Raw genomic sequence first — 25,259 nt, 5'->3', positions numbered from 1 at the left:
TTGTTATCCAGAGAGAATCCGAACCTATGGGCGACCCCATGCGGGAGCCAACTCCCACACAGGATCGGTGTGCTGCTTACAGGCTTGGCAGCAGCTTGGCCGGCACCAACTCGTTCAGGCAGCGGCTGGCCAACAGTTCGCTGGCGGCGTTGATATCCGGGGCGAAGAAGCGGTCCTTGTCATAGAACCCCACTTTGGCGCGCAGGATCCCACGGGCCTTTTCCAGCTTGGGCGAGGTTTTCAGGCCATCGCGCAGGTCCAGGCCCTGGCAGGCGGCCAGCCATTCCACTGCGAGCACCCCCCGGGTATTTTCAGCCATTTCCCACAGGCGCTTGCCGGCAGCCGGCGCCATCGACACGTGGTCTTCCTGGTTGGCCGACGTCGGCAGGCTGTCGACGCTATGGGGATGGGACAAGGCCTTGTTCTCGCTGGCCAACGCCGCTGCCGTCACCTGGGCAATCATGAAACCGGAGTTGACCCCGCCATTGCCCACCAGGAACGGCGGCAATTGCGACATGTGCTTGTCCATCATCAACGAGATACGGCGCTCGCTCAGGGAGCCGATTTCAGCGATGGCCAGGGCCATGTTGTCGGCGGCCATCGCCACCGGTTCGGCGTGGAAGTTACCGCCGGAGATCACATCGCCTTCGGCGGCGAATACCAGCGGGTTATCCGATACCGCGTTGGCTTCGACCACCAACACTTCGGCCGCCTGGCGGAACTGGGTCAGGCAGGCGCCCATGACTTGCGGCTGGCAGCGCAGGGAGTAAGGGTCTTGCACTTTGTCGCAGTTCTGGTGGGACTGGGACACCTGGCTGCTTTCACCGAGCAGGTCGCGATAGGCAGCGGCCGAGTCGATCTGCCCACGCTGGCCACGGGCTGCATGGATGCGCGCGTCGAACGGCGAGCGCGAGCCCAGCACCGCTTCCACGGTCAGGCCGCCACAGGCGATGGCGGCAGCGAACAGGTCTTCGCCTTCGAACAAGCCGCGCAGGGCGTAGGCCGTCGAGACCTGGGTACCGTTGAGCAGCGCCAGGCCTTCCTTGGCAGCCAGGGTCAGCGGCGTGAGGCCGGCGACTTTCAGCGCTTCGGTCGCCTCCAGCCACTCACCTTTGTAACGGGCCTTGCCTTCGCCCAGCAGCACCAGGGACATATGGGCCAGCGGCGCCAAGTCACCGGACGCGCCCACCGAGCCCTTGAGCGGGATATGCGGGTAGACCTCGGCGTTGATCAAGGCGATCAGCGCGTCGATCACCTGCCGGCGAATCCCGGAGAAACCGCGGCTCAGGCTGTTGACCTTGAGCACCATCACCAAACGCACCAGCGCATCGCTGATCGGCTCGCCGACACCGGCAGCGTGGGACAACACCAGGGAACGCTGGAGGTTTTCCAGGTCTTCGCTGGCGATACGGGTCGAGGCCAGCAGGCCGAAACCGGTGTTGATGCCATAGGCGGTGCGGTTCTCGGCGAGAATCTGCTCGACACAGGCCACACTGGCTTCGATCTGCGCCGAGGCGCTGTCATCCAGGCTGAGGGTTACCGGCTGCTGGTAGATGGCCCGCAGTTGGGCAAGGGTCAGTTGGCCTGGAATCAGATTTAGCGCAGTCACATTCATGCTCCTTTTGAAATAGGGTTCAGTGCAAATTCGGTAAAGCGTGGTTCAACAAATCGGTGTTCTTGAGCAGCGCCGCCGTGGTCGCGATGTCCGGCGCCAACCAACGGTCCTGTTCATAGGCCGGGACGTGCTCGCGCAGCAGGCGCCAGGCGGTGTGGGTGCCGGCGCCGAAGCCTTGTGCCTTGAGGAACTCAAAGGCCTGGGCCGCCAACAGGTATTCGATGGCGAGGATCTGGGTGAGGTTTGCCAACACTGAGTGCAGCTTGAGCGCGGCGTTGGTGCCCATGCTCAGGTGGTCTTCCTGCAGGCCCGAGGTGACGAAGTTGTCGAGCACTGCCGGCTGCGCCAGTTGGCGATTCTGCCCACAGAGGGAAGCGGCGACGTACTGCACGATCATCATCCCCGAGTTGACCCCAGGGTTACTCACCAGGAATGCCGGCAAGCCGCTGACGTGGGGGTTGATCAGGCGGTCCAGGCGGCGCTCGGCGATGGAGCCGATTTCCGCCATGGCGATGGCCAGCATATCCGCCGCCAGCGCCACGGACTGGCCGTGGGGGTTGGCCTGGGACACCACGCGGTAGTTGTCCGGCGTGCCCAGCAGCAGTGGGTTGTCGGTGGCACCGTTGAGTTCGGTTTCGATCTGCCGGGTGGCGTGCTCCAGTTGATCGCGGGCAGCGCCGTGGACCTGGGGGATCGAACGGATGCTCAGCGCGTCCTGGGTACGAATGCCACGGCTGGCGGCAATCACCTCGCTGCCCTCGAGCAAGGCCCGCAGGTTACTGCCGACCTGCTGCATGCCGGGGTGTGGCTTAAGGGCGATGATCTGCTCGTCGAAGGCGTCGATCTGCCCGCGTTGTGCTTCAAAACTCATGGCGCCGATCACATCGGCCCATTGCAGCAAGTGGTGGGCATCGGCCAGGGCCAGGCAGCTCAGGCCACTCATGCATGGCGTGCCATTGACCAGGCACAGGCCGTCCTTGGCGCCGAGCACCACCGGCTGCAGGCCTTCGGCGGCGAGCGCTGCCTGGGCCGTCACAATCTGGCCGCGATAGCTGACATTTCCCACACCCAGCAGGGCAATGCCGATATGGGCCATGTGGGTCAGGTAGCCCACCGAGCCCTGGGACGGCACGTGCGGGGTGATGCCATGGTTGAGCAGCGCCAGCAGCGAATGCACCACCTGCGGATGCAGGCCGGACTTGCCCTGGCTGAAGTTGATGATGGCCGCGCAGATGATCGCGCGGGTCTGTTCATCACTCAGCGGCGCGCCCACACCACAGGCGTGGCTGAGCAAGGTGTTGCGCGACAGTTGGCTCAGTTGCTCGCCCTTGAGTGACACATTGCACAAGGCGCCCAGGCCGGTGTTGACGCCATAGGCCCGCTCGCCGCTGGTGACGATGCGTTGCACGATGGCCTGGGCATTGTCGATCCGCGCCCAGGCCGGGCCCGACAGCTCCAGCTCGGCGCCGAAGCGCGCGACGGCAACCACGTCCTGCCAGTGCAGGGGGGTGTCGGCGATGACGATTTTTTTAGCCTGGGACATCTTCATACCTTCTTCAAATTTTTGCGGCCTTGCCGGCCTCATCGCGGGCAAGCCCGCTCCCACATTTGGAATGCGTTCCCCTGTGGGAGCGGGCTTGCTCGCGAAGACGCCAGCCAACTCACCACAACCCCCCGCTCAGACCACCGCCGCCCGCCGCTGAACAAACCGGTCCACATACTCATCCGCCGGCGAATGCAAGATCTCCCGCGGCGTGCCGACCTGGATCAGCTTGCCGTCCTTGAGGATCGCGATGCGGTTGCCGATGCGCACGGCCTCATCCAGGTCGTGGGTGATAAACACGATGGTCTTGTGCAGGGTCTTTTGCAGCTCCAGCAACTGGTCCTGCATCTCGGCGCGGATCAGTGGGTCAAGGGCGCTGAACGCCTCGTCCATCAGGATGATGTCGGTGTCGGCCGCCAGGGCCCGGGCCAGGCCCACGCGCTGGCGCATGCCGCCCGACAACTGGTGCGGGTATTTGTTTTCGTAGCCCTTCAGGCCCACGGTTTCGATCCAGTGCAATGCACGCTCGGTGCACACTTGCTTGGTTTCACCGCGCACTTTCAGGCCATAGGCGACGTTGTCCTGCACGCTCTTGTGGGGCAGCAGGCCGAAGCTCTGGAACACCATGCTGATCTTGTGCCGGCGGAACTGGCGCAGGGCTTCCATATCCAGTTGCAGGATGTCTTCGCCGTCCACCAGGATCGCGCCGCTGGTGGGGTCGATCAGGCGGTTGAAGTGGCGCACCAGGGTGGACTTGCCGGAACCCGACAGGCCCATGATCACAAAGATCTCGCCGGTGCCGATGCTCAGGGACAGGTCATTCACGCCCACCACACAACCGGTCTGTGCCAGCACCTGGTCCTTGGTCTGGCCTTGGCCAATAAGCGCCAGGGCTTCCTGCTCACGCGCACCGAAAATCTTGAATACGTTTTTCACTTCGATCTTGCTGACAGTAGTCATTTGCTCGCCTCATGCCGTGGACGACCATAGGCCTGGGTAATGCGGTCGATGACCACTGCGAGAATCACAATCGCCAGGCCAGCCTCCAGGCCGCGCCCGACGTTAAGGGTCTGGATGCCCACCAATACATCTTCACCCAAGCCACGGGCGCCGATCATCGAGGCGATCACCACCATCGACAGGGCCATCATGGTGGTCTGGTTGATCCCGGCCATGATGCTCGGCAGGGCCAGCGGCAGTTGCACGCCAAACAGTTGCTGCCAGCGGTTGGCGCCGAAGGCATTGATGGCTTCCATCACTTCCCGGTCCACCTGGCGAATGCCCAGGTCGGTCAGGCGAATCAGCGGCGGCGCGGCGTAGATCACCGTGGCGAAAATCGCCGGCACCTTGCCCAGGCCAAACAGCATCAATACCGGGATCAGGTACACGAAGCTGGGCATGGTCTGCATGATGTCCAGCAGCGGCATCAACACCGAGCGCAGGCGATTGCTGCGCGCCGAGAGAATGCCCAGGGGAATGCCGATCAGCACCGAGATCACCGTGGCCACCATCATCAGCGCCAGGGTCTGCATCAGCTTGTCCCACAGGCCGACCGCACCCACCAGGAACAACAGGCCGACGATCACCGCCGTGGTCAGCACCTTGCGGGTGGCGTGCCAGGCAACGCCGCCGACTATCGCCAGCATCAGCCACCAGGGTGCCGCGCGTAGCAGGCCTTCCAGGTTGACGATGGCCCACAGCAAGGTGTCGGAGATCTGCCGGAACACATCGCCGTAATTGGTCACCAGTGCATCGACCCAACCGTTGACCCAGTCGGCGATGGAAAACGTAAAACTCTCAGGAAACATAACGTGCTCTCGATCCAGTGGAGTGTGGCCGGGTGCCCGGCTGCCTGTTCAGGGTAGCCGGGAGCACTGGGCCTACAAGGCCGCGTCGATTTTCTTGGCTGCGTCTTCACTGACCCAGGCGTGCCATACCTGCGGGTGCTCCTTGAGGAAGATCTTCGCCAGCTTCGCCGAGTCAATGCGCTCTTTGCTCATACGCGCCAGGTTCTGGTTGAGCAGGTCTATGGGCAGGTTGACCTTCTCCAGCACCGCCACCAGTTCCGGGGCCTGCTCGTAGAAAGTCTTGGACAGGCCGACCTTGATGGTCACGCGTTTATCCACACCGGGTTTTTCGTCGAGTTTGACCAGGTCCACCTGCCCCATCAGCGGCGTCGGCGACCAGTAGTAGAACAGGATCGGCTCGCCACGCTTGTAGCTCGACAGCACCGCCGCATCCAGCGCCGGGCCGGTGCCAGGGCGGAAGTTGGTGTAGGAACTTTCCAGGCCATAGCTCTTGAGCATTTCGCTGTTGTCCAGCTCGCAGGTCCAGCCGGCCGGGCAGTTGTAGAAGCGGCCTTTGGCGGGCTCTTCCTGGTCCTTGAACACCGCAGAATACTTGGCCAGGTCGGCGATGTTTTTCAGGTCCGGGGCCTTGGCTTCGAGTTTGCGCTTGGCGTCGCCTTCGATCACATAGCGCGGCACGTACCAGCCTTCAACCGCACCGACCACAGGGGCGCCGACACCCACGACCTTGCCGGCCTTCTCGGCCTTGTTCCACACTTCGCTACGGCCAACCCACTCTTCGGCGAAGATCTGGATATCGTTGCTGCCCAGGGCGTTTTCCATGGTGATGGAATTGCCCGGCAGGCTATCGGTTTTGCAGTCGTAGCCTTTTTCCAGGACCACTTGCAGGACGTCGGTCAGCAACATGCCGCTTTCCCAGTTCAGGCCGGCGAACTTCACCGGTTTGCCCGACTCGCACCAGCCGGCCGCCTGGGTGGCGCCAGCACTGGCCAACAGGCCGGCGGCGAGCAATGGGGTCAGCAGGGTCTTATGCATTCTCATTATGTGACGCTCCCAATCATGAAATGGATTACGGCAGTCAAAAGGCATCCTGCCTTGTCCACGTCCCATCAGGCTTGTGTAATCAGCCCGTTGTTTTTAGGGGTAGCTATAGCTGTAGCGCCCTGCTCTATCGGCAAAATCAGTCGTTCAGGCATTGCGCCGTGCCATTTTTTTGCACACACGTAATACAGGGCGGCGGGCAGTACCAGGCCGATGATCCAGGAAATATCCACCCCGCCCAGGCTGGCCACCAGGGGCCCGGTGTAGAACTTGGTGGCGATGAACGGCAACTGCACCAGCACCCCGAACACATAGACGCTGATACCCAGCAGGTTCCAGCGGCCGTAGCGACCGTTCGGATCGGCCAGTGCCGGCACGTCATAGCGGTCGCGGGTGATGCAGTAGTAGTCCACCAGGTTGATCGCGCTCCAGGGTGTAAAGAACGCCAGCAAAAACAGGATGAAGGACTTGAACGCACTGAGGAACGAGTGCTGGCCGAGCAACGCGATCAGGGTCGCCGCGCCGACGATCAGCAGCACGAAAACCAGGCGCTGCAGGCGCGTGACCTCCATGCGCCCACGAAAGCCACTGACGATGGTCGCAATGCACATAAAGCTGCCGTAGGAGTTCAGCGTGGAGATGGTGACCTTGCCGAATGCGATGCTGAAGTACAGCAATGCCGCCGTGGCCCCCGTGCCGCCCAGACCTACGATGTAGGCCACTTCGTTACCGGCAAATTTCCCATTGGACATCGCAGCGGCAAACACGCCGAGGATCATCGCCACCTGGGCGCCAATGACCGAACCTGCGCCTGCGGCCAGAAAGGTTTTCACCGAGGATGTGTTGCGCGGCAGGTAGCGGGAATAGTCAGCCACATAAGGCCCAAAGGCGATTTGCCAGGAGGCCGCGAGCGACACCGCGAGCAGGAAGCTGCTCCAGCTGAAGTGGCGGATTTGCAGGAGCGCGCCAACGTCGGTCTGGCTCATCAGGCGGCTGAACAGGTAGACAAAGGCAATCACGCCAATGACGCTGGCAACACGGCCGATGAAATGGATCACCCGGTAACCGAGCACCGTGACCAGCACGATGACACTGGCGAAAATCAGAATGCCGACACTGTCGCTGACCCCAAACAACTGGCCCAGCGCCTGACCGGACAGCACCGTGCCGGTGGCGGTGAAACCGAGGTACATCAAACACACCAGCACAATCGGGATGGCTGCGCCGTACACACCGAACTGCACCCGGCTGGAAATCATTTGCGGCAGGCCAAGCCTGGGCCCTTGCGCCGCATGCAACGCCATCACGCCGCCGCCCAGCAGTTGACCGATCAACAGACCGATCAACGACCAGAACACATCACCGCCCAGCACCACGGCCAGGGCCCCGGTGACAATCGCAGTGATTTGCAGGTTGGCGCCCATCCACAGGGTGAACTGGCTCAATAGACGACCGTGTCTTTCCGCTTCCGGGATGTAGTCGATCGAACGCCTTTCGATCAACGGGGTGGAGCTTGCACGCGCGTCTTTTGCAGCCATGGGTGTTCAACCTCTAATGGATTGTTTTCGGTGGTGCGGCTCAAACATGTTTCAAATACACAGCAGGTCAAATGTGGGAGCTGGCTTGCCTGCGATTGCATCACTGTGGCCTGCCTCACAGACCCAGTCGCCCGCATCGCAGGCAAGCCAGCTCCCACAGAAACCGAGCCAGGCGTTACTTGATCATCGGGAGATTGAGACCCTGCTCCTTGGCGCAATCAATCGCGATCTGATAACCCGCATCAGCATGACGCATCACCCCGGTGGCCGGGTCGTTGTGCAGCACGCGGGCAATACGCTCGGCGGCTTCGTCGGTACCGTCGCAGACGATGACCATGCCGGAGTGCTGGGAGAAGCCCATGCCCACGCCGCCACCGTGGTGCAGCGAAACCCAGGTCGCGCCGCTGGCGGTGTTGAGCAGGGCATTGAGCAGCGGCCAGTCGGACACGGCATCGGAACCGTCCTGCATGGATTCGGTTTCGCGGTTGGGGCTGGCCACCGAGCCGGAGTCCAGGTGGTCACGGCCGATCACCACCGGCGCCGACAGTTCGCCGCTGCGTACCATTTCGTTGAATGCCAGGCCGAGCTTGGCGCGTTGGCCCAGGCCAACCCAGCAGATGCGCGCCGGCAGGCCCTGGAAGCTGATGCGCTCGCGGGCCATGTCCAGCCAGTTGTGCAGGTGGGCGTCGTCGGGGATCAGCTCTTTGACCTTGGCGTCGGTCTTGTAGATGTCCTGCGGGTCGCCCGACAGTGCCGCCCAACGGAACGGGCCGATGCCACGGCAGAACAGCGGGCGGATGTAGGCCGGTACAAAGCCTGGGAAGTCGAAGGCATTTTCCACGCCTTCTTCCTGCGCCATCTGACGGATGTTGTTGCCGTAGTCGAAGGTCGGTACGCCCATCTTCTGGAAGTCCAGCATCGCCTTGACGTGTACGGCCATCGACTGCTTGGCGGCCTTGATCACGGCAGCCGGCTCGGTCTTGGCACGGGCGCGGTACTGCTCCCAGGTCCAGCCGGCAGGCAGGTAACCATTGAGTGGGTCGTGGGCGCTGGTCTGGTCGGTGACCATATCCGGGCGCACGCCGCGCTTGACCAGTTCCGGGAGGATTTCGGCAGCGTTGCCCAGCAGGGCGATGGAGATGGCCTTGCCTTCCTTGGTGTACTTGGCGATGCGCGCCAGGGCGTCGTCGAGGTCGCTGGCTTGTTCGTCGACATAACGGCTGTTCAAGCGGAAGTCGATACTGACCTGCTGGCATTCAATGTTCAGCGAGCACGCGCCGGCCAGGGTCGCGGCCAGCGGTTGGGCGCCGCCCATGCCGCCGAGGCCGGCAGTGAGCACCCAACGGCCTTTGAGGTTGCTGTCGTAATGTTGGCGACCGGCCTCAACGAAGGTTTCGTAGGTGCCCTGGACGATGCCCTGGCTGCCGATGTAGATCCAGCTGCCGGCAGTCATCTGGCCGTACATGGCCAGGCCCTTGGCATCCAGTTCGTTGAAATGCTCCCAACTGGCCCAGTGCGGCACCAGGTTGGAGTTGGCGATCAGCACACGCGGGGCATTGCTGTGGGTCTTGAACACGCCGACCGGCTTGCCGGATTGCACCAGCAGGGTTTCGTCGTCGTTCAGGTTGGTCAGGCTTTCGACGATCTGGTCGTAACATTCCCAGTTACGCGCCGCACGGCCGATACCGCCGTACACCACCAACTCTTTCGGGTTCTCGGCCACTTGCGGGTCGAGGTTGTTCATCAGCATGCGCAGCGGCGCTTCAGTCAGCCAGCTTTTGGCGGTGAGCGTGTTGCCACGGGCGGCGCGGATTTCAACGTCGCGGTACTTGGTAGGTTTGTTCTGGGAAAAGTCAGTCACAAAAAACTCCTCAGCAATCGATGCGCGAACACGATGGTGCGAAGAGGATGTTTAGCGACTCTTATGCACACACCTTTACTTGTACATACAAGCATATGCAATCTGACTGCCAACTTGGGAAGTCCGTGCTGAAGATTTATTGCCGAGGCGCGTGTAAGCCTTGGAAATAAAGGCTTAAAGGCTTTATGAAATTTCTGAAAGGGGTGATTTGAAGCGCTGGAGGATTGCTACAAAGGCAGGGCATTGCGCCATGCTGGGGCATTCGGTAACAACTTGGTGCGGGCCTGGAAACAGATTGTGCAGCCTCTACATATCCATGTGGGAGCTGGCTTGCCTGCGATGGCCACTTGTCTGACACACCGCAATCGCAGGCAAGCCAGCTCCCACAGGTTTAATCGCGTGCGGTCAGTTCGATCAGGCAGCAGCGGCCTGTCACGTTGATATCCAGCAAGCCACTGTTACCGTCCACCTGCAAACAATCATGATGGCCCAGCACTTCGCCCAGCACCTTCACCTCATCAGCCACACTGAACACCAGCACAGTGTTCGCGGAACTGAAAAACTGCTGCACCCCATCCACCCACTGCAAACGTGCGTGGTAACGCTGGGGCGCGTAGATCAGGTTGAAGTCGCGAATCGGCCCGGTGATCAGGCGGCACACCACCTGGCTTTCACCCTTGAAGGCAAACGGTTGCAGCGGTAACAACCCGCGCTGCTCTTCACCGTCCACGGTCAGCACCATGCCCGCACCCTGGATCACGGTGATGACCCGTTGATACCCGGCAAACGTGGAAAAGCCGCCCGACTCACCGATATCGGCAATCGACAGGCGCCAGCCAAAACCTTCCAGGCCGTGGCCGGCATCACGGGTGATTTCTTCGGTGCTGCCGCCGCCGTTTTTCCACGGCATGCGTACGTAATCGGCAGCACGCCAGACCTTGACTGCACTCATTTGCTGAAACGTCCTTCGAGGCTATGGCGGGAACCGGGGTGGATCAGGCGTGCGGCAGTCACCGGCTGGCGCCCGGACCAGGTGCGCCGGCGAATCAGCAGGCACGGCTCGCCGGTCTCGATCTGCAGCAGCTTGCATTCCTGCGGGTCGGCCAGGATCGCTTCCACCACATGCTCGCCCTCGGTCAGCGGCGCCACCTGGTTGAGATAGGCGTACGGGGTTTGCTGGGTGAAATCCTGTTGCAGGTATTCCGGTGCCACCAACGCGTTGACGAAACGGTCTTCGATTTGCACCGGGATATCGTTTTCGTAGTGCACGATCAGCGAGTGGAACACCCGCCCGCCTTCACGCATTTCCAGGGCCACGGCGCGCTCGGAACCGGCGGCTTCTTCGCCCAGGGTAATCACCTTGCAGGTGTGGCGATGGCCACGGGAGGCGATCTCATCGGCGATGTTATGCACCTCGAACAGCGCCGACTGGCTCTTGGGCTCGGCGACAAAAGTGCCGACGCCTTGCATGCGCACCAGCAGACCTTCGGCGGTCAGCTCCCGCAGGGCCCGGTTGATGGTCATGCGGCTAAAGCCCAGTTGGTTGACCAACTCGCTTTCCGACGGCACGCGATAGTGCGGCGGCCAGTTGCCGTTGAGAATCTGCTGGCTGATCATCTGCTTGACGCGGGCATACAAGGGCGCCGGACTTTCGTCCATGTGGGCAGCCAGCGGGGACTTGGCGGGCGGAGTCGGCACGGGGAATCCTTGCAGGGGGAAAAGATGCATAGATTGCCGGAGTTTACCGAGCAGGCAAACGTCTGTATATGTATATACAAATAAACACACGACCGGGGTGCCTTGATCATGTCCGCTTTCTTTGCCGAACGCGCGCTGCTGCCTAATGGATGGGCCACTGATGTACGCCTTGAAGTCAGCGCCGATGGCCTGCTGACCAACGTGATGGCCAATGCCAGTGCAGACGGCGCCGAGCGGCTGAGAGGCCCGTTGTTACCGGGCATGCCGAACCTGCATTCCCACGCGTTTCAACGGGCCATGGCGGGGCTGGCGGAGGTCGCCGGCAACCCCAATGACAGTTTCTGGACCTGGCGCGACCTGATGTACCGCATGGTCGGCCAGATCAGCCCCGAGCAATTGCAGATCATCGCCCGCCAGCTGTATATCGAGATGCTCAAGGCCGGCTACACCTCGGTCGCCGAGTTCCACTATGTGCATCACGACATCAGCGGCCAGCCTTACGCCGACCCCACCGAACTGTCGCGCCAGATCAGCCAGGCGGCGGCCAGCAGCGGGATCGGCCTGACCTTGCTGCCAGTGCTCTACAGCCACTCGGGCTTTGGCGGCCAGGCGCCGAACGACGGCCAGCGCCGCTTTATCAACAGCACCGATAACTACCTGGAGCTGCAAGCGCGCCTGCAACCGATCCTGGCCGCGCAACAGGCACAGCAACTGGGCCTGTGTTTCCACTCATTGCGCGCAGTCACTCCGCAACAGATCAGCGCGGTATTGGCCGCCAGCGATAAGAGCTGCCCGGTGCATATCCATATCGCCGAACAGCAAAAGGAAGTCGATGACTGCCTGGCCTGGAGCGGCAAACGCCCGCTGCAATGGCTGTATGACCATGTGAACGTCGACCAGCGCTGGTGCCTGGTGCACGCCACCCACGCCAACTCCGACGAAGTGACATTGATGGCCAACAGCCGGGCGATTGCCGGGCTGTGCCTGACCACTGAGGCCAATCTGGGCGACGGGATTTTCCCGGCGGTGGATTTCCTGGCCCAGGGCGGGCGCATGGGGATTGGTTCGGACAGCCATGTGTCATTGAGCGTGGTCGAAGAACTGCGTTGGCTGGAATACGGCCAGCGCCTGCGCGACCAGCGGCGCAACCGCCTGTATCGCAGCGATCAACCGATGGTCGGCCGCACTCTGTATGACGCAGCACTGGACGGCGGCGCCCAGGCGCTGGGGCAACCGATTGGCCGCCTGGAAGTCGGCAAGCGTGCGGACTGGCTGGTGCTGGACGGCAATGATCCGTACCTGGCGACGGCCAGTGCAGACGGGATTCTCAACCGCTGGCTGTTTGCCGGGGGTGATCGGCAGGTGCGTGATGTGTTGGTCAACGGCCAGTGGGTGGTGCGCGATGGGCATCATGCGGGCGAGGAAGAGAGCAGCCGGGCCTTCACGCAAGTCCTGAGAGACTTGTTGTCTTAAGAACAACCCATAACCCATGTAGGAGTGTTGGTCATGGTTTGTAAAGGGCCAGCAAGGCGTGTCCCTTTAAATTGCAGGACGTTTCCGAGACAATCCCTGCCGCCTTGTGCCTGTTGGATTCGATGGCTAGCCTGCGGTCCGTCACTGCTCATCAGTGATCGGGTTTAGTCGCCCGGCACATCACAAGGCGCATGGTCACATGAAGTTTTATGGCGGCTGTGCGCAGGGCACCCTCGGGTGCGCCGGATTCCTTGTGGCCGGTCGACTAACCTGCGTACAGCCGCCACCCTTCGTTTAGTCGCGACGGACCGGCTCCGATTCTCACAAGGAGCTTCACCATGCATAAAATTGTCCCCGACCCACCCAGCGACCCCGCCAAAGACCGCGCCGCCTTCAACCGCGCCATCGACCACTACCTGCCGACCCAAGATGCTCACAGTGCCCGCGACGATTTGAGCTTCGAAGACGCCCTGCTCTACACCGCCAGCCTGCTGGACAGTGCATCAGCGACGGCGCTCGATTGTGGAGAGATGCTGCAAAGCCCCGAACGGGCAAAGGTGTTGGCGGTGTGGCATTTACTGGAGATCGCCAAGACCACGGTTGATCGATCCATTGCACACCTGCACCCCGCCACGGCCAGAACCTGAGGGCAAAAAAAGGGCGGGTTTATTAAAAAACCCGCCCTTTGTTTCGCATTACTGCGAGGTCTTGGCCATCTGCTTGTCCGACGTACGCCAGATCAAACGTGTGGTGTCGTAACCCTGCTGGCGCGCCCTGCTCAGCAAGTCTTCGCGGGTGTCGGCACTGACGGTCGGCGTGCGTGACAGCAGCCACATATAGCGCCGGCTCGGGCTGCCGACGATGGCGGTCTTGTAGTCATCGCTGACGTACAACACCCAGTAATCGCCCTTGGCCACGCCCGGTAGCAACGCGGTGAACCAGTTATTGAATTCGACCCACAGCTTGTCGGTCTTGCCCGGGACCTGCGGCGTGGCCGTGCCCTTGGCTTCTTCCCACTTCCACTCGGTGGTCAGGCAGCGATTGAACACTGACATGTCGCCATCGGGCAGCAGGGAGTAACGGGCCTCGGATTGCGCGCAGTTGCGCTGGAAGTACATGGGCAGGCGGGCCAGTTCGTACCAGGTGCCCTGGTAACGCTTGAGGTTGACGCTGCCGACAGTCTTGGGTTGCAGATCATCGCCAGAATGGCTGGCGCAGCCTGCCAAAAACAGGCTGGCGCAAAGGTATAAAACAAAACGCATCATTCTTCTTCTCCCGCAGGCTTGCGCCCCGGTTTACTTCAGGCCTTGCCCGGAAAACATCAGAACTTTGTCACCGGCGTACTGCACGCTGATAAAGCTGTTTTTATCGCCCCAGGTGCAACTGGACATGCCCAGTGCGCCAGAACAATCGGTGGGCTTACCCAACAGCGACTCCACCTCGGCCTTGGCCATGCCAGCCGAGAGCTTCTGGTAATTTTCCTGGGTGACCTTGCTGCAAGCGGCCAACAGCACGCAAAAGCACAAGAGGGCGAGACGGCGTAACGACATGGTAGAGCTCCTGGAGGGACACGCAGCAGTGGGGGTCTGCCAGAAGCTTAGAAGGGAAAAGGGGGGTCTGGTTCCCGCAAGGCAAAAACAAAAAAAGCCCCGAATCGCTGAAACGTTTCGGGGCCTTGGTCTGGCGCATGATTCATTGTAAAAGCGAGCTGGCTCGCGAAAAACATCCAGCCAACGCAGCGCTGCGCCGGGAATACTTCGCGAGCAAGCCTGCTCCTACAGAAGGCCTTAGGCCTTGTGGTAACCCGTCACACGCGCCACTTCTTCCTTGGACCCCAGGAACACCGCCACACGCTGGTGCAGGCCTTCAGGCTGGATGTCGAGGATGCGCTGGTGGCCGTCAGTCGACGCACCGCCCGCCTGCTCAACCAGGAACGACATCGGGTTGGCTTCGTACATCAGGCGCAGTTTGCCTGGCTTGGACGGCTCGCGGCTGTCGCGTGGGTACATGAACAGACCGCCACGGGTCAGGATGCGGTGTACGTCGGCAACCATCGCGGCCACCCAGCGCATGTTGAAGTTTTTCTTCAGCGGGCCTTCTTCGCCTTCCATCAACTCGTTGACGTAGCGCTTGACCGGTTCTTCCCAGTGGCGCTGGTTGGACATGTTGATCGCGAATTCCTGGGTCGAGGCAGGAATGGAGATGTCTTCGTGAGTCAGCACAAAGCTGCCCATTTCGCGGTCCAGGGTAAAGCCCTTGACGCCATCACCCAGGGTCAGCACCAGCATGGTCTGTGGGCCGTAGATCGCATAGCCGGCAGCAACCTGCTCGGTGCCTGGCTGCAGGAAGGCCTTTTCGTTCAGCGCTTCGTTCTGGCTCAGGTATTCGTTAGGGCAACGCAGTACCGAGAAGATGGTGCCGACTGGCGCGTTGATGTCGATGTTCGACGAGCCGTCCAGCGGGTCGAATACCAACAGGTACGCGCCTTTAGGGTATTTGCCCGGGATCTGGTAGGCATTGTCCATTTCTTCGGACGCCATGCCGGCCAGGTGACCGCCCCATTCGTTGGCTTCGAGCAGGATTTCGTTGGAAATCACGTCGAGTTTCTTCTGCACTTCGCCTTGCACGTTTTCAGTGCCCATGCTGCCCAGGACGCCGCCCAGCGCGCCTTTGGACACGGCGTGGCTGATTTCCTTGCAAGCACGCGCCACCACTTCGATCAGGAAGCGCAGATCGGCAGGGGTGTTGTTGCTGCGGGTCTGCTCAATCAAATAGCGACTCAGGGTAACGCGGGACATGGACGGCTCCGGAGAATGGGGGGGCTAAAAACCCGCGCAGTTTAGCGCGAGTCGGGGCGCATTTCCTCCTATCAGACGAGATAACCCTGACAGAGTTCATGTAGGCCCCGGCTCAGGGCCTGGTAGGCGGCTTGCGCAACAGGTTGTAGGCCATCGCCCCAAGTGCCGCTACGCCCAGCAGCAATACGGCCCACAGGCCGATTGCCTGCCAGTTGATACCTGCGACATTTGGCGCGGCTGGCGGGTTGGCGTGCCATTCGCCATCGACCCGAGCCTGGCCCAGAGCCGCGAGGCGCTGGGGTTGGTAGTCGGGAATCAGGGTCGTCAACGGCAGGTTCGCAGCCTTGGCCGACGGGTTGCCCAGCGCCAGGGTAAACGGCGGTTCGCCCCGCGCCAGGAACACCACTTGCGTGGCCCGCACAGCAAAACTCAACGCCGGCGCCTGCGCCCCCAGGCCTCCGCCCCGCTCGTCTACGTCCAGCTTGAGTTGCCGCACCGGATAGCCCGGCAACTGCAATTGATCCTGGGTGACTTCTTGCCCGCCCTGCGTCAACCGATAGAGCAAACCACGGCTCAATGGCTGCCATGCCTGCTTGCTGTCCTGCCGCCCTTGCAGACCCACCGGCGCCAGGCTGTTGGGCTGGCGCAACTCAACGCGCACCCGCTCGATGCTTAACACGCCAGGCAACTGCCAGCTGTACTGCCCAGGCTCCAGGGTGCTGCCGGCCAATGGCTCGGACCACACCAGCGACAACGGCAGGCTGCTGGTGCTCTGCACTTCAATGGAGGTCAACTCGGGCGCGGCCTGGCCTTGCCATAGCAGGCGCAGGTAGCGCGCCGGCTGCCCTGGCAAGGCGACTTCACGCTGCTCCACCCGTTCGTCGGCAAATGCCAGGCGCGCCACCTGCCCCTCGCCCCAGGGGCGCCAGTGCTGCAAATCATCACTGGCTTCGATACTGAAACGCTGGAAGCCGTCATGCTCGGCAGCCCAATCGAGGATCAGCTTTTGCAACGGCGCCTTGATTGCACTGGCATCCAGCAGCCAGCCGCGTCGCACCTGTGCGCCGGCCGGCGCCTCGCTGGACGGCTGCACCTGCACCAGGGTACCCGTGGAGCTGGATTGCACGCGCACGCTGGGCACACTGTCGCTGGCGTTGTCGGCGGCATACAGCGGGAAGCCCTTCAGCCGGGCCAGGTTGTTTGCGCTTGCGGGCGACTGCCGCACTAATGCATATGCCTGGGGCTCGCCCGCCGCGTTGAACACCCGCAGGTCACTGAGATCGGCCTGACGGGCGCTCAATTGCACCGCCAGCGGCAACTCCAGGCGATACCAGGGGCCTTCGCCGCTGACCGTCAGCGGCACTTGGGCGGTGAAGTCTGCGGGGCCTTCTGCGGCCGACGCCGATAACGCGGCGCACAGGCCCACCAGTGCAATGCTCAGTTTGCCGATCAAGAGGACGCTCCTTGGGTTTGAATCTCAGGTTCGCTGCGTTTGGGCGGCAACGGAGCGAAATAGCCCACCACCAGCAACAGCCCGCCCACGCCGATAAACGACACGATCCGCTCCAGCCCGCCACGGTTGCTCAACTCGACGAGGAACAACTTGGCGACCACCACGCCGATCAGCACCGCGCCGACCAGCCACACTTCCCGGCGATTGCGCAGGTGCCCGCCGATCATCAGGCCCAGGGCAATCAGGGTCCAGACAATCGACAGCCCGGCCTGCACCAGCATCGAGTCAAGCAACGCATCCAGATCAAACGGCACGCCGCCCCAATGGTGCGCCGCGCGCATCACCAGTGCGGTGAAGAAGGCAAACAGCGAGACCCCGGCAACGCCCTGGGCAATCCACGGGGTGCGGCCGCCCAGTTGCGGCGCCGCGCTGCGCGCCCACAGGTACACGCCCAGCAACGCAAACAGCAGGCCAAGATCCAAGGGGTTGAGCAACGGCACATACGGCAATGGCCTGGCCGTGCCGTCGCTGAACATATTCGCCAACCAGAACCACACCAGCATCAGCGCGGCCAACGGCAGCGCGGCCAGCAGGCGATATTCGCGTGGATAAGCCGATAGCGGCCACGGCCACTGGCGCGGCACAGCAATGGCTATCAGGTACAGGCTTGGGAAAATCGCCCAGCCCAGCCAGCGCCAGGCGTTGTATTGCACCGAAAGCACCAACAGGCCGTAGCGCAATTCCAGGGCCAGCATGCCGATCAGCATCCAGCAGCCCAGCACGTGGGCGACGCTCAAGGCTTTTGCCGCCGCCAGGTCGGCCAAATAACGCAGCGCGATGAAATGCACGGCGAACACCGCGAGCCAGGCCAGCCAGCCCCATTCGGCCGCCGGGTGGTAATAGCGATGCAACGACACCAGCACCACCAGCGCCGCCGCCGGCATCAGCAACAGGCAGAGGGTGCCCAGCGCGGCCCAGCGCAAGCGCAACGCCAACAACGTCCACAGCGCCGCACTGGCCGCAGCCGCCGCCAACAGGAAGGTGGCTTGCAGCTCTGGCGGGGTGAAGCGCAGCACTTCGTGGTTCAGCGCCAATACCCACCACGCCGCGCCCCAGGCCAGCAGGCCGTTGGAAAGATGGGGCAACTTGAGTCGTTGATCACTGCCCCGCAAGCGCCAGGCGCCGACAAATGCGGCCAACCCGACCAGCATCGGCGCCCAGAAACCGATATGCCGGAACGCCGGCAGTTCTTCGCCGCCCCAGGATGTCAGCGTAACCAAAGCCCCCGCCAGCACCTGCACGCCGAGCGCGCAGAACAGGAAGGTGCGCGAAGCGATAGATACGCCGACAAACACCGTCACCAGTCCCGCCAGCGCCCAGCTGATCGCAGTGCCCTGCTCGGCCACCAGCAACGGCGCCAGCAGGTACACAAAGCCCAGGCCAAGGCCGGCCAGGACCGGCAAGCCCTGGCGCTCCCACTTCGAGGTCTGCTCCAGCGCGGCCGTGCGCAGTTGCTGGAAGCTGAACAGCAACGCCACGCCGAGCAACAAGGCGCCCAGCGCCGCGCCGTCCAGCAGCGTGTGTTCGCCCACGTCCAGTTCGCTGAGAAACGCCAGCGCCGAGCCCAGTTGCAACAGCAGGCCAAACGCCCGCGCCAACGAGCGTTGCTGACGCAGACCGAGCCAAAGGATGCCGGCGCCTTCCACCGCCCAGGCCGCCGCGGTCCAGCGCGCGTCCAGGCCCAGCGGGATCGCCAGGCTGGCGAAGATCACACCCAGGGCCAGGCAGGTTTCTGCCAGCAACACGGTGCGCCCACCGCTAAGCACCCGCGCCAGGACCATATAGATGATGCCCAATGCCAACGCACTGAAGGCCGGGGCGAAGGCCAGGTGCTGCACCAGGGTGAACTGCAAGCCAAATGCCACAAGCGGCGGGCCGAACAGCAGGCCGCCATCCACATAATCGCCCTTGGCCGCCGACCAGCGCAGCAGCGCGGCACGGCTGTCATCGGCCGGGGCGTCGGCCGTTTCCAGGAGTTTGCGCCGTGCAAACAGCAGGCCGATGGCCAGGTACATCAGGAAAAACAGAATCAGGAACGGCTCGGTACTCCACAGCAGTTCCGGTGTGTAAGAGCGAATACCCCAGGCAAACCCGATACCGAAGGTGCCGGCAAAGCCAATCACATTGAGCAAGCGCCAGGCCTTGAACCAGGCGATGGCGAGGATCCCGGCATTGAGCAGGGCGAAGTAGCTGAACAACGCCACATGGTTGCCCTCGCCGGTGGACGCGAGGATTGGCGCGGCAAACCCGCCGAGCGCGGCGGCGCAGGCCAGGCCGATGGCGTCCTGGGTAATCGCCAGGATCGCCGAAAACACCGTCACCGCCACCAACAGGCCCAGTGCCGCGCTCGGATCAAGCAATGGGTGCAGGCGCATGGCGGCGAACACCGTCAGGTACAACACGGCGATGCCCGCGCCTTGCAGGATCAGCGCATAACTGCCCCGGCGCAGGCGCAGCCACCACCCCAGGCCCAGCAAGCCCAGGGCACAGGCAGCGACACCGGCGTAGCGCAGCTCGATGGGCACCACCATGCCTTCGGTGGCATAACGCAGCAAAAATGCCAGGCCGAGGAACAACAGCACCACGCCGACCCGCAGCACGGTATTGCCGCCCAGCAGCCAGTTGCGCGCGGCACCGATGGCACGTTCGATCAGGGTGGGGCTACGGGGGATTTCGGGTTCAGCTTCGCGGGCAACGGCGGCCGGTTTCCACAGATCGTCCGGCAGCGGCGGGCTCGGTTCGGGAGCCGGGGTGGATTGCAGTTCGGCGGGCAACTCCCAGACCAGCTCTGGGGCGGGCGCGGGTTCGGCCATGGACGGTTCGACCTGAGGCGGCTTTTCCAGCAGCGCGAGGCGTTGCTCCAGCGCCTTCAGGGCACTGCCGAGGTGCGACAGGCGAATGGCCTGGCCAATCCCCAAACCCAGCAGTGCACCGAAGCCTGCATCACTGAACGATTCATCCAGCGCCCAGCCGAGCACCAGGCCAATCAGCATGAACATCCATTGCATGGTCCAAATCCCTAAGCAAACCGAGACCCAGTATATAGACGCATAACCCATGTGGGAGCGGGCTTGCTCGCGATAGCGGTGCATCAGTCACCTATTTGCTAACTGACGTACCACTATCGCGGGCAAGCCCGCTCCCCCATTTTGCTCCTGCGGCGTTTAGTCCAGGGCTTTCCAGATCTCGGTCGCATATTCCCGGATGGTACGGTCCGACGAGAACCACCCGGTACGCGCAGTGTTGAGCACCGCCGAACGCCACCATTCCTTGGAATCATGCCAATGGGCTTCGACCCGTGCCTGGGCGTCCCAGTAGGAATCAAAATCGGCGCACACCAGGAAGCGGTCGTAGTGGATCAACGAATCAATCAGCCCCACATAGCGCCCTGGATCATCCGGCGAGAACACCCCGCCACGAATCGCCTGCAGCACATCGTTCAGGCGATGGGAGGCGGCGATTTCGGGAGCGGCGCTGAATTCACCGGCCTGTTTACGCGCTTCCACCTGTTCGGCACTCAGGCCGAAGATAAACATATGCTCGCCGCCGATGCGCTCATGCATCTCCACGTTGGCGCCGTCCATGGTGCCGATGGTCAATGCACCATTGAGGCCGAACTTCATATTGCTGGTGCCCGAGGCCTCGAAGCCGGCGGTGGAGATCTGCTCCGACAGGTCAGCGGCCGGGATGATGTTTTCCGCGAGGCTGACGTTGTAGTTAGGCAGGAACACGACCTTGAGCAAACCGCGCACGGTCGGGTCGTTGTTCACCGTACGGGCGATGTCGTTGGTCAACTTGATGATCAGCTTGGCCTGGTGATAGCTGGCCGCCGCCTTGCCGGCGAAGATCTTCACCCGCGGCACCCAGTCCACCTCGGGCTCGGCACGAATCGCCTGGTACAGGGCGACGGTGTGCAACAGGTTCAGCAACTGGCGCTTGTACTCGTGGATGCGTTTGACCTGCACGTCGAACATCGCCGCCGGGTTGACCGCGATCCCCAGGCGTTCATGGATGATATCGGCCAGCACGCGCTTGCTGTGCAGGCGTTGCTCGGCAAAGGCTTTGCGAAATGCCTGTTTCTCGGCAAAGGTTTCCAGCTCCACCAGGCGCTGTTCCATATTGTCGAGAATATCCGGGCCCAGGGCTTCCACCAGCATCGCGGTGAGCTTGGGGTTGGCCTGAAACAGCCAGCGGCGGAAGGTAATGCCGTTGGTCTTGTTGTTGATACGCTCGGGGTAGAGCTTGTGCAGTTCGGAGAACACCGTGCTGCGCATCAACTGCGTGTGCAACCCGGACACGCCGTTGACGCTATGGGAGCCGAGGAACGCCAGGTTGCCCATGCGCACACGCCGGCCGTTGTCCTCTTCGATCAGCGAGACGGCGCGCAGTACATCGAAATCGTGGATGCCCTTGGCCCGCAGCGAATCAATGTGCTGGGCGTTGATCAGGTAGATGATCTGCATGTGCCGGGGCAGCATGCGTTCCATCAGGCCCACCGGCCAGGTCTCCAGGGCTTCGGGGAGCAGGGTGTGGTTGGTGTAGGACAGCGTCTCCACCGTGACCTGCCAGGCTGCCTCCCAGGCAATATCGTGCAAGTCGACCAACTGGCGCATCAACTCGGCCACGGCGATGGACGGGTGGGTATCGTTGAGCTGGATGGCCGCGTGCTCGCCCAGGCTCAGGACCGAGCCGTGCATGTTTTTGTGGCGCCGCAGCAGGTCTTGCAGGGAGGCCGAGACGAAGAAGTATTCCTGGCGCAGGCGCAGTTCCTGCCCCGCTTCGGTGCTGTCGGCCGGGTAAAGCACCCTGGAGATGCTTTCGGCACGGGCCACTTCGGCGACGGCGCCCAAATGGTCGCCGGCATTGAAACGCTCCAGGTGCAGGTCTTCCACGGCCCGCGCGCGCCACAGGCGCAAGGTGTTCACACTGGCACCGCGCCAGCCGACCACCGGGGTGTCGTAGGCCACGGCGCGCACGGTTTCATTGGGCGACCAGACCTGGATCGACTTGCCGGACGCATCCAGCACGGTCTCGACACTGCCGCCAAAACCGATCGGGTAGATCACCTCGGCGCGCTCGAACTCCCAGGGGTTGCCGAAATCCAGCCAGCGCTCGGTCTGTTCCTGCTGCCAGCCATCGACAATCGCCTGGCGAAACAGCCCGTGCTCGTAGCGAATGCCATAACCATGGCCGGCAATGCCCAGGGTCGACATGCTTTCCATAAAGCACGCGGCCAGGCGCCCCAGGCCACCGTTGCCCAGGGCCGCATCGGGCTCCAGCAGGCGAATGCGCTCAAGGTCCACACCCAACTCGCCGACAGCTTCGCGCGCCACCTCCCACAGGCCGAGGTTGCTCAGGCTGTCAAACAGCAGACGGCCGATCAGGAACTCCAGGGACAGGTAATACACCCGCTTCTGCCCGCTGCGGTAGATACGCCGGGTGTGGTCCATCCAGTGCTCGACCATATGGTCGCGCGCCGCCAGGGCAATGGCTTCGAACCAGTCGTGGTCGAAGGCGTGATCGGGGTCCTTGCCCACCGCATAAGTGAGTTTGGTCAAGACAGCATCGCGAAACGCGGCTACCTCTGCTTCTCGTGCAAGCGGTTCCTGAGACATCGGTGCAACCTCGGGCGAGATAGAAGAAGGGAAATCCTAGAGCCTAGACGGTCTGACCCATGGCATGGCTGACGGTTCGGCAGTTTTTTCACTCATTCACGCATACCGGTTTTAGATGCAGGGGCCGTGCCCGTTTGCACGTCGGACCGGCCTTTGAGCCGAAACCCGCAAAATATTGTTCAAAAAATCACCAATCCCGGTATCATCGCGCGCCCGGACAAAGCCCCTCTTGGAAACCTGATGAAGCCTCAACTGATCGCCGCCGCGGAACTCGACCGTCTCGAAACGTGGCAGAAATACTCCAGCCACATGTGCGGCGGCTGCACATCCAACTGCTGCACCCTGCCGGTTGAGGTGAAGATCAAGGATTTGATCCGCATTGGTATCGTCGACGAGTTCGAGCGTGGTGACCCGCCGAAGAACATCGCCAAGCGCTTGCAGAAGGAAGGCATCGTCGAGCGGTTCAACTCCAAGTCCGAGATCTTTACCCTGCAGCGCATGAGCAACAACGATTGCCTGTACCTGGATCGTAAGACGCGCTTCTGCACTATTTATGACAAGCGCCCGGATACCTGCCGCAATCACCCGAAAATCGGGCCACGGCCGGGGTATTGCGCGTACAAGCCCAAGGAAGTGGTGCGCGAGACCAAGTTGCGTACGCTCGACAAGTTCTAACCGATGATCGTTCCCACGCTCCGCGTGGGAATGCCTCCTGGGGCGCTCTGCGCCCCGCTGCCAAGGGCAAACGCATAGCGTCCAAGGCTGCAGAGCGTGGGAACGATCACAGGCCAGACACCACACAATCTGCAGGCATAAAAAAACGCCCCCGGCCTTTCGACCGGGGGCGTTTTTTTTCAGCTGGAACTAAGTATCAGTTCTTGGCCTTTTTGGCAGCGCGGGTACGCTCGCCTTCGTCCAGGATCTTCTTACGAAGACGGATGGACTTCGGCGTTACTTCGCACAGCTCGTCGTCCTGGATGAATTCCAGAGCCTGTTCCAGGGTGAAGCGAACAGGTGGAACCAGGGCGATGGTTTCGTCTTTACCCGAAGCACGCATGTTGTCGAGCTTCTTGCCTTTGGTTGGGTTGACGCCCATGTCGTTGTCACGGCTGTTCAGACCAACGATCTGGCCGTTGTAGATCTCTTGACCGTGTTCAACGAACAGCTTGCCACGCGCCTGGAGGGTTTCCAGGGAGTAGGTCAGCGCCTTGCCGGTTTCTACCGATACCAGAACACCGTTCTGACGGCCGGACATGTCGCCGGACTTCATGGTGTCGTAGCGATCGAAGATCGAGGTCAGGATGCCAGCACCGTTGGTCAGGGTCAGGAACTGGTTACGGAAACCGATCAGACCACGAGCAGGGATGTTGTATTCCAGACGCACACGGCCTTTGCCATCCGGCACCATGTTGGTCAGGTCGCCTTTACGCAGGCCCATCTCTTCCATGACCTTGCCCTGGGATTCTTCAGGGGTGTCGATGGTGACGTTTTCGAACGGTTCCTGCTTCACGCCGTCAACGGTACGGATGATCACTTCAGGACGACCAACGCCCATTTCGAAGCCTTCGCGACGCATGGTTTCGATCAGTACCGAGAGGTGCAGCTCACCACGGCCGGAAACCTTGAACTTGTCAGCCGAGTCGCCTTCTTCAACGCGCAGTGCAACGTTGTACAGCAGCTCTTTGTCCAGACGTTCCTTGATGTTACGGGAAGTCACGAACTTGCCTTCTTTACCGCAGAAAGGCGAGTCGTTTACCTGGAAGGTCATGGAAACGGTTGGCTCGTCAACGGTCAGAGGCTTCATCGCCTCGACAGTGTCCGGCTGGCACAGGGTGTCGGAGATGAACAGCGAGTCCATACCGCTTACGCATACGATGTCGCCGGCGAAAGCTTCTTCAACGTCGATACGGTGCAGACCGTGGTGACCCATCAGCTTCAGGATACGACCGTTACGCTTCTTGCCGTCGGCGCCGATAGCCACAACCGGGGTGTTCGGCTTGACGCTACCACGAGCGATACGGCCAACGCCGATAACACCCAGGAAGCTGTTGTAGTCCAGTGCCGAGATTTGCATCTGGAACGGGCCTTCACGGTCAACCTTCGGAGGTGGAACGTGGTCAACGATCGCCTGGTACAGCGGGGTCATGTCTTCCGCCATGGCGGTGTGTTCCAGACCGGCAATACCGTTCAGGGCAGAGGCGTAGATCACTTGGAAATCAAGTTGTTCTTCGGTAGCACCCAGGTTGTCGAACAGGTCGAAGATCTGGTCCAGAACCCAGTCCGGACGCGCGCCTGGACGGTCAACCTTGTTGATGCACACGATCGGACGCAGGCCGGCTTCGAAAGCCTTCTTGGTCACGAAACGGGTTTGCGGCATAGGGCCGTCTTGGGCATCAACCAGCAGCAGAACGGAGTCAACCATCGACATTACGCGTTCTACTTCGCCGCCGAAGTCGGCGTGGCCCGGGGTGTCCACGATGTTGATGTGGTAGCCGTTCCAGTTGATAGCGGTGTTTTTTGCCAGGATGGTAATACCGCGCTCTTTTTCCTGGTCGTTGGAGTCCATCACGCGCTCGTCGTTGAGCTCGTTGCGCTCCAGGGTGCCGGATTGACGCAGGAGTTTGTCTACCAGGGTGGTTTTACCATGGTCAACGTGGGCAATGATGGCGATGTTACGTAGATTTTCGATCACTTGTGTATCTCGATCAGAGGATTCGGTGTGCTGACAGGTCGTGGCAGCGATTAACAGTAGAGTC

The 25,259-nt window shown here is 61.9% G+C and carries 19 protein-coding genes; 3 read left to right on the top strand and 16 right to left on the bottom strand.

The window, feature by feature from the left end; translation table 11 throughout:
• Window positions 1-76 precede the first annotated feature (76 nt).
• The 9 genes from hutH (PSFL_RS17515) to hutC form a co-directional block, all read right to left on the bottom strand.
• Window positions 77-1,615, bottom strand: coding sequence for a histidine ammonia-lyase (gene hutH / locus PSFL_RS17515; RefSeq protein ID WP_115127187.1), 1,539 nt, complete (start codon window positions 1,613-1,615; stop codon window positions 77-79).
• 19 nt (window positions 1,616-1,634) lie between these two features.
• Window positions 1,635-3,158, bottom strand: a complete 1,524-nt coding sequence (hutH, locus tag PSFL_RS17510; protein ID WP_169989254.1) for a histidine ammonia-lyase — start codon at window positions 3,156-3,158, stop codon at window positions 1,635-1,637.
• Between the two features lie 135 nt (window positions 3,159-3,293).
• On the bottom strand, window positions 3,294-4,118 hold the full coding sequence (locus PSFL_RS17505; RefSeq protein WP_057437173.1) for a glycine betaine/L-proline ABC transporter ATP-binding protein: 825 nt from the start codon (window positions 4,116-4,118) through the stop codon (window positions 3,294-3,296).
• A complete protein-coding gene (locus tag PSFL_RS17500) occupies window positions 4,115-4,966 on the bottom strand; it encodes a proline/glycine betaine ABC transporter permease (RefSeq protein WP_057437170.1) in 852 nt (283 codons plus the stop codon). The genes PSFL_RS17505 and PSFL_RS17500 overlap by 4 nt, the downstream gene beginning before the upstream one ends.
• Window positions 4,967-5,038: 72 nt before the next feature.
• Complete coding sequence (locus PSFL_RS17495) at window positions 5,039-6,007, bottom strand: ABC transporter substrate-binding protein (RefSeq protein WP_057437168.1); 969 nt, start codon at window positions 6,005-6,007, stop codon at window positions 5,039-5,041.
• A 68-nt stretch (window positions 6,008-6,075) separates the two neighbouring features.
• Complete coding sequence (locus PSFL_RS17490; RefSeq protein WP_169959938.1) at window positions 6,076-7,545, bottom strand: cytosine permease; 1,470 nt, start codon at window positions 7,543-7,545, stop codon at window positions 6,076-6,078.
• 175 nt (window positions 7,546-7,720) lie between these two features.
• Window positions 7,721-9,406 (bottom strand): urocanate hydratase, encoded by a 1,686-nt coding sequence (hutU, locus tag PSFL_RS17485; protein ID WP_057437164.1) that lies wholly within the window; start codon window positions 9,404-9,406, stop codon window positions 7,721-7,723.
• A 391-nt stretch (window positions 9,407-9,797) separates the two neighbouring features.
• Window positions 9,798-10,358, bottom strand: a complete 561-nt coding sequence (locus PSFL_RS17480; RefSeq protein WP_057437162.1) for a HutD family protein — start codon at window positions 10,356-10,358, stop codon at window positions 9,798-9,800.
• The gene (gene hutC, locus PSFL_RS17475) at window positions 10,355-11,134 is read right to left on the bottom strand and encodes a histidine utilization repressor (protein ID WP_169959940.1); all 780 of its coding nucleotides are present in this window, start codon (window positions 11,132-11,134) and stop codon (window positions 10,355-10,357) included. Before hutC ends, PSFL_RS17480 begins: the two co-directional genes overlap by 4 nt.
• Before the next feature lie 78 nt (window positions 11,135-11,212).
• On the opposite strand from hutC, the gene PSFL_RS17470 reads away from it, so the two are divergent.
• Together PSFL_RS17470 and PSFL_RS17465 are read left to right on the top strand one after the other, a co-directional pair.
• Window positions 11,213-12,577, top strand: coding sequence for a formimidoylglutamate deiminase (locus PSFL_RS17470; RefSeq protein WP_397470325.1), 1,365 nt, complete (start codon window positions 11,213-11,215; stop codon window positions 12,575-12,577).
• A 338-nt stretch (window positions 12,578-12,915) separates the two neighbouring features.
• Window positions 12,916-13,224 carry a DUF6124 family protein gene (locus tag PSFL_RS17465; protein ID WP_057958046.1) on the top strand — a complete coding sequence of 103 codons (309 nt, stop codon included), beginning with the start codon at window positions 12,916-12,918 and terminating at the stop codon, window positions 13,222-13,224.
• A gap of 48 nt (window positions 13,225-13,272) precedes the next feature.
• On the opposite strand, the gene PSFL_RS17460 is transcribed toward PSFL_RS17465, so the two are convergent.
• The 6 genes from PSFL_RS17460 to PSFL_RS17435 all read right to left on the bottom strand — a co-directional run bounded on the left by PSFL_RS17460 (window position 13,273) and on the right by PSFL_RS17435 (window position 22,503).
• Window positions 13,273-13,842 carry a lipocalin family protein gene (locus tag PSFL_RS17460; RefSeq protein WP_032862264.1) on the bottom strand — a complete coding sequence of 190 codons (570 nt, stop codon included), beginning with the start codon at window positions 13,840-13,842 and terminating at the stop codon, window positions 13,273-13,275.
• 30 nt (window positions 13,843-13,872) lie between these two features.
• Window positions 13,873-14,127, bottom strand: a complete 255-nt coding sequence (locus PSFL_RS17455) for a lipoprotein (RefSeq protein WP_038445326.1) — start codon at window positions 14,125-14,127, stop codon at window positions 13,873-13,875.
• Between the two features lie 237 nt (window positions 14,128-14,364).
• Window positions 14,365-15,375, bottom strand: coding sequence for a class 1 fructose-bisphosphatase (locus PSFL_RS17450; RefSeq protein WP_057437154.1), 1,011 nt, complete (start codon window positions 15,373-15,375; stop codon window positions 14,365-14,367).
• Between the two features lie 112 nt (window positions 15,376-15,487).
• Window positions 15,488-16,825, bottom strand: a complete 1,338-nt coding sequence (locus PSFL_RS17445; RefSeq protein ID WP_200656878.1) for a DUF3999 domain-containing protein — start codon at window positions 16,823-16,825, stop codon at window positions 15,488-15,490.
• Window positions 16,825-19,896 carry a DUF2339 domain-containing protein gene (locus tag PSFL_RS17440; RefSeq protein ID WP_397470324.1) on the bottom strand — a complete coding sequence of 1,024 codons (3,072 nt, stop codon included), beginning with the start codon at window positions 19,894-19,896 and terminating at the stop codon, window positions 16,825-16,827. Before PSFL_RS17440 ends, PSFL_RS17445 begins: the two co-directional genes overlap by 1 nt.
• Before the next feature lie 156 nt (window positions 19,897-20,052).
• On the bottom strand, window positions 20,053-22,503 hold the full coding sequence (locus tag PSFL_RS17435; protein WP_397470323.1) for a glycogen/starch/alpha-glucan phosphorylase: 2,451 nt from the start codon (window positions 22,501-22,503) through the stop codon (window positions 20,053-20,055).
• Between the two features lie 240 nt (window positions 22,504-22,743).
• Between PSFL_RS17435 and PSFL_RS17430 the strand changes: the two genes are divergently transcribed.
• Window positions 22,744-23,178, top strand: a complete 435-nt coding sequence (locus PSFL_RS17430) for a YkgJ family cysteine cluster protein (RefSeq protein WP_032862271.1) — start codon at window positions 22,744-22,746, stop codon at window positions 23,176-23,178.
• A gap of 196 nt (window positions 23,179-23,374) precedes the next feature.
• Here the strand turns inward: PSFL_RS17430 and typA are convergent, their stop codons facing one another.
• Window positions 23,375-25,195: a translational GTPase TypA gene (typA, locus tag PSFL_RS17425; protein ID WP_053140412.1), complete on the bottom strand. Its 1,821-nt coding sequence runs from the start codon at window positions 25,193-25,195 to the stop codon at window positions 23,375-23,377.
• Window positions 25,196-25,259 lie beyond the last annotated feature (64 nt).

The sequence above is a fragment of the Pseudomonas sp. DD1 genome, assembly GCF_044510355.1.
GTDB classification, from domain to species: domain Bacteria; phylum Pseudomonadota; class Gammaproteobacteria; order Pseudomonadales; family Pseudomonadaceae; genus Aquipseudomonas; species Aquipseudomonas shahriarae.
The sequence above is the reverse complement of the archived record's forward strand: the minus strand, read 5'-3'. Positions and strand labels throughout refer to the sequence as shown.

Coding starts and splice junctions, on each gene's coding strand:
- PSFL_RS17470 (WP_397470325.1), top strand. CDS start 11,213: ATGTCCGCTTTCTTTGCCGAACGCGCGCTGCTGCCTAATGGATGGGCC.
- hutC (WP_169959940.1), bottom strand. CDS start 11,134: ATGCATCTTTTCCCCCTGCAAGGATTCCCCGTGCCGACTCCGCCCGCC.
- PSFL_RS17495 (WP_057437168.1), bottom strand. CDS start 6,007: ATGAGAATGCATAAGACCCTGCTGACCCCATTGCTCGCCGCCGGCCTG.
- PSFL_RS17430 (WP_032862271.1), top strand. CDS start 22,744: ATGAAGCCTCAACTGATCGCCGCCGCGGAACTCGACCGTCTCGAAACG.
- hutH (WP_115127187.1), bottom strand. CDS start 1,615: ATGAATGTGACTGCGCTAAATCTGATTCCAGGCCAACTGACCCTTGCC.
- PSFL_RS17435 (WP_397470323.1), bottom strand. CDS start 22,503: ATGTCTCAGGAACCGCTTGCACGAGAAGCAGAGGTAGCCGCGTTTCGC.
- PSFL_RS17490 (WP_169959938.1), bottom strand. CDS start 7,545: ATGGCTGCAAAAGACGCGCGTGCAAGCTCCACCCCGTTGATCGAAAGG.
- hutH (WP_169989254.1), bottom strand. CDS start 3,158: ATGTCCCAGGCTAAAAAAATCGTCATCGCCGACACCCCCCTGCACTGG.
- PSFL_RS17500 (WP_057437170.1), bottom strand. CDS start 4,966: ATGTTTCCTGAGAGTTTTACGTTTTCCATCGCCGACTGGGTCAACGGT.
- PSFL_RS17505 (WP_057437173.1), bottom strand. CDS start 4,118: ATGACTACTGTCAGCAAGATCGAAGTGAAAAACGTATTCAAGATTTTC.
- PSFL_RS17455 (WP_038445326.1), bottom strand. CDS start 14,127: ATGTCGTTACGCCGTCTCGCCCTCTTGTGCTTTTGCGTGCTGTTGGCC.
- PSFL_RS17480 (WP_057437162.1), bottom strand. CDS start 10,358: ATGAGTGCAGTCAAGGTCTGGCGTGCTGCCGATTACGTACGCATGCCG.
- PSFL_RS17440 (WP_397470324.1), bottom strand. CDS start 19,896: ATGCAATGGATGTTCATGCTGATTGGCCTGGTGCTCGGCTGGGCGCTG.
- PSFL_RS17465 (WP_057958046.1), top strand. CDS start 12,916: ATGCATAAAATTGTCCCCGACCCACCCAGCGACCCCGCCAAAGACCGC.
- PSFL_RS17460 (WP_032862264.1), bottom strand. CDS start 13,842: ATGATGCGTTTTGTTTTATACCTTTGCGCCAGCCTGTTTTTGGCAGGC.
- PSFL_RS17450 (WP_057437154.1), bottom strand. CDS start 15,375: ATGTCCCGCGTTACCCTGAGTCGCTATTTGATTGAGCAGACCCGCAGC.